The 4,425-nt window shown below is 73.5% G+C and carries 4 protein-coding genes; 3 read left to right on the top strand and 1 reads right to left on the bottom strand.

Going from position 1 to position 4,425, the window contains the following annotated elements; all coding sequences use genetic code 11:
* Positions 1 to 191, bottom strand: a 191-nt coding sequence (locus FRZ03_RS30925) for a chorismate mutase (RefSeq protein ID WP_186785714.1), incomplete at its 3' end; no start/stop codon positions are given.
* 94 nt (positions 192 to 285) lie between these two features.
* On the opposite strand from FRZ03_RS30925, the gene FRZ03_RS30920 reads away from it, so the two are divergent.
* The 3 genes from FRZ03_RS30920 to FRZ03_RS30910 all read left to right on the top strand — a co-directional run bounded on the left by FRZ03_RS30920 (position 286) and on the right by FRZ03_RS30910 (position 4,138).
* Complete coding sequence (locus FRZ03_RS30920; protein ID WP_146468389.1) at positions 286 to 618, top strand: chorismate mutase; 333 nt, start codon at positions 286 to 288, stop codon at positions 616 to 618.
* Between the two features lie 95 nt (positions 619 to 713).
* Positions 714 to 3,206 (top strand): aminopeptidase N, encoded by a 2,493-nt coding sequence (gene pepN / locus FRZ03_RS30915; RefSeq protein ID WP_146468388.1) that lies wholly within the window; start codon positions 714 to 716, stop codon positions 3,204 to 3,206.
* A gap of 107 nt (positions 3,207 to 3,313) precedes the next feature.
* Positions 3,314 to 4,138 carry an NAD(P)H-binding protein gene (locus FRZ03_RS30910; protein ID WP_146468387.1) on the top strand — a complete coding sequence of 275 codons (825 nt, stop codon included), beginning with the start codon at positions 3,314 to 3,316 and terminating at the stop codon, positions 4,136 to 4,138.
* Positions 4,139 to 4,425: the final 287 nt, after the last annotated feature.

The following is a 4,425-nucleotide window of genomic DNA, read 5'->3' as shown; positions in this document are numbered from 1 at the left end:
TCGCGGGCCGGGTCGGCGGGCGGCAGCTGGTGCACCGCCTTGAGCCGGCCGACCTGCTGCGTGGCCTTGAAGCGCTCCGCGAGCATGTGGACGACGGCCGCGTCGATGTTGTCGATGCTGTCGCGCAGCCGTTCCAGTTCCTGGCGGACCTCGGGGTCCACGTCACCGGTACCCGTGTTGCTGGTGGTCATGGGCGCCCACTGTATGGGGTCGGCGGGCCGCTGCGCGATCCACTCCTCGGACACCACGTGAAACCGCCCCGCCGACCCCATACAGTGGGCGCCCATGACCACCAGCAACACGGGTACCGGTGACGTGGACCCCGAGGTCCGCCAGGAACTGGAACGGCTGCGCGACAGCATCGACAACATCGACGCGGCCGTCGTCCACATGCTCGCGGAGCGCTTCAAGGCCACGCAGCAGGTCGGCCGGCTCAAGGCGGTGCACCAGCTGCCGCCCGCCGACCCGGCCCGCGAGGCCCGCCAGATCGAACGGCTGCGCAGGCTCGCCGAGAGCGCCAAGCTCGACCCCGCGTTCGCCGAGAAGTTCCTGACCTTCATCATCGCCGAGGTGATCAGACACCACGAGCGCATCGCCGAGGACACCAACGGCGGCTGAAACCGTCCCAACGGTGAGCAAAGGGGCGGTCCGTACAATGGCCGTGTAACGCCCCTCCTCTGTGCGCTGTCGGTCCCATCAGGCAGCATGGCTGCATGTCCGTACTCACGCGCGATGAAGCGCAGCTCCGAGCACAGCTCCTCGACGTCCACCGCTACACGGTCGAACTGGACCTCACCACCGGGGACGAGACCTTCGGCTCCCGTACGGTGATCCGGTTCGCCGCGCGATCCGACGGGGACACGTTCGTCGAGGTGAAGCCCGCCGAGCTGCGCTCCGTCACGCTCGACGGACAGCCCCTGGACCCGGACACGCTGCACGAGGACCGGCTGCCGCTGAAGAACCTCACCGCGGGCGAGCACGAACTGCGCCTGGACGCGGTCATGCGCTACTCGCGCACCGGCGAGGGCATGCACCGCTTCACCGACCCGAGCGACGGCGAGACGTACCTCTACACGCAGTTGTTCCTGGACGACGTCCAGCGCATCTTCGCCGCCTTCGACCAGCCCGACCTGAAGGCCGTCTTCGAGGTGCGCGTCAAGGCGCCCGAGGGCTGGAGCGTGCTCGCCAACGGCGTCACCGAGCAGCGCGCCGACGGGGTCTGGGAGGCCGCGCCCACCCCGCCGATCTCCACCTACCTGGTCGCCGTCGCGGCCGGCCCCTGGCACTCGGTGCGCACCGAGCACCGCGGGCTGCCCTTCGGCATCCACTGCCGCCGCTCCCTCGCGCCCCACCTGGACGCCGACGCCGAGGAGATCCTCGAGATCACCCGCGCCTGCTACGACCGCTACCACGAGAAGTTCGAGGAGCCGTACCCCTTCGACTCCTACGACCAGGCGTTCGTCCCCGAGTTCAACGCGGGCGCCATGGAGAACCCGGGCCTGGTCACCTTCCGCGACGAGTTCGTCTACCGCTCGGCCGTCACCGACACCGAGCGCCAGACCCGCGCCATGGTCATCGCGCACGAGATGGCCCACATGTGGTTCGGCGACCTGGTCACCCTCAAGTGGTGGGACGACATCTGGCTGAACGAGTCCTTCGCCGAGTACATGGGCTACCAGACCACGGCCGAGGCCACCCGGTTCACCGACCCCTGGACCGAGTTCGGCGTCACCCGCAAGGCCTGGGGCTACGAGGCCGACCAGCGCCCCACCACCCACCCGGTCGCCCCCGAGAACGTGGACGACACGGCCTCCGCCCTGCTCAACTTCGACGGCATCTCCTACGCCAAGGGCGCCTCCGCGCTGCGCCAGCTGGCCGCCTGGCTGGGCGAGAAGGACTTCCTCGCCGGCATCAACACCCACTTCGCCCGGCACAAGTTCGGCAACGCCACCCTCGCCGACTTCATCGACTCCCTGGCCTCCGCCACCGAACGCGACGTGCGCGCCTGGGCCGACGGCTGGCTGCGCACCACCGGCGTCGACACCCTCACCCCCGTCGTCGAGGCCGCCGACGGCGCCTGCACGCTGAGCGTCGACCGCAAGGGCAGCCGCCCCCACCACCTCGTCGCCGGACTGTACGACCACGATGTCGCCGACGAGGGCCGGCTGGTGCTGCGCGAGCGCATCGCCCTCGACGTCCCGCAGGACGCCCCGCGGCCCATCGGCAAGCGCCCCGCGCTGCTCCTGCTCAACGACGGCGACCTCACCTACGCCAAGGTCCGCTTCGACGCCGAGTCCTTCGAGACGCTGCGCACCAGCCTGTCCGGGCTGCCCGACCCGCTCACCCGCGCGATCGTGTGGAACGCCCTGCGGGACGCGGTGCGCGACGGCGATCTGGCGCCCGCCGCCTACCTGGAGACCGCCCGCGCCCATCTGCCGCGCGAGACCGACCTGGCCGTCGTCCAGGGCGTGCTCGCCTTCGCCACCGGCAAGATCGCCGACCAGTACCTGCCGGCCGAGGAGCGCCCGGCCGCCCTGGCCACCCTCACCGACCTCTGCCGCGACCTGCTGCGGCGCACCGAGGACGGCGACCACCCCGGCCTGCGGCTGACCGCCGTGCGCCATCTGATCAACGTGGCCGCGCACCCGGACACCATCGCCGCCTGGCTCGCCGACGGCACGGTGCCCGGCGGCCCGGAGCTCGACCCCGAGCTGCGCTGGCGCATCCTCGCCCGGCTCGCCGTGCTCGGCGCCACCGACGAGGCCGCCATCGCCGCCGAACTGGCCCGCGACCCCAGCGCCACCGGCCAGGAGGGCGCCGCCCGCTGCCGTGCCGCGCTGCCCGACGCGGAGGCCAAGCGCGCCGCCTGGGCCGCGATGTTCACCGGCGACGAGCTGTCCAACTACCTGTTCACGGCGACCGCGCAGGGCTTCTGGCAGCCCGAACAGGCCGAGCTGGTGCGCGCGTACGTGCCGCGCTTCTACGAGGACGCGGTCTCCCTCGCCGCCCGCCGCGGCCCCGCCATCGCGGCCGCCGCCGGCCGCCACTGCTTCCCGGCCCACTTCGTCGACGCCGGGCACCTGCGGCTGGGCCAGGCCTGTCTGGACGGCACCGACCTCACCCCGTCCCTGCGCCGGGGCGTCGCCGACCAGCTGGACGACCTGGCCCGCGCCCTGCGGGTGCGCGACAAAGCGGCGCGGCAGTAGGCCGCACGGCCCGGGCCGCGGCTCGTCCTCGGTGACGATGCGGCGCCCGATCACCCCTCCTAGGCTCGGTGGACCGTGACGATCGACCGAGCCCTGGAGGCCACATCGTGATCGCAGTGACCGGCGCGACCGGAAACGTCGGCCGTGCCCTGGTGGACCGGCTCCTCGCCGCGGGCGAGCCGGTACGGGCGCTCACCCGCGACCCGGAGCGGGCCGCCCTGCCCGAGCGGGCCGAGGTGGTGCGCCTGCGGACGGAGGAGCCCGCCGCCCTGTTCGACGGGGTGACGAGGCTCTTCCTCTACGCCCAGGCCGTCACCCCGCAGCTGCTGGCGGCGGCCCGCGCGCACGGCGTCCGGCACGCCGTCCTGCTGTCCAGCGGCATCATCGCCGACGGTGCCGACGAGACCCACCCCCTCCACGTCCTGCACGCCACCGCCGAGCGGCGGATCCGCGAGAGCGGGCTGGAGTGGACCTTCCTGCGGCCCCACGCGTTCGCCACCAACGCCCTCCAGTGGGCACCGCAGGTCCGCGCCGGCGACACCGTGCGGGGCGTCTACGCGGGCGCGCGGACCGCGCCGATCCACGAGGACGACATCGCGGCCGTCGCCGAGCGCGCCCTGCTGGACGACGGCCACGAGGGCGCCGCGCACCGGCTGACCGGTCCGGCGGCGACCACCAACGCCGGGCAGATCGAGGCGATCGGCGCGGCCGTCGGCCGAAACCTGACCTTCGTGGAGGTCGATCCCGGGGAGGCGGACCCCGAGCTGTTCCCGCACGTGCCCCCGCAGATGCTCGGGCGGCTGCTCGCGACCTTCCGGGAGTCCGTGGGCGTGCCCCCGGAGATCACCACCACCGTCGAGCGGATCACCGGCACCCCGGCCCGCCCCTTCAGCCGGTGGGCCGAGGACCACGCGAAGGACTTCGGCGGGTAGCGGCGTCCCGCCGCAGCACCGCCCGCCGCACCCCGCCCCTCAGCGCGCCCCCCAGGGCGCCGCCGCGCCGGCCCGGCCCGGCGTGGCCGCGGCCGCGGCCCACCGTCCGCTCCCCGCAGGCGTACGTGCAGCGTACGCGGCGGGCGGTGCGGCCGCGTCTCCCGCCACCGCTCGGCGCCGGGCGCCGACCGGGTGTCCACGTAGGAGACGATCGAGTACAGGTCCGGCGAGGTCGGCCGGAAGTCCGCGCCGAGCGGTGGCGGGAGATGCGGGCGCACGCGCTGCTG

Source organism: Streptomyces misionensis (assembly GCF_007896895.1).
Lineage (GTDB): Bacteria > Actinomycetota > Actinomycetes > Streptomycetales > Streptomycetaceae > Streptomyces > Streptomyces misionensis_A.
The sequence above is the reverse complement of the archived record's forward strand: the minus strand, read 5'-3'. Positions and strand labels throughout refer to the sequence as shown.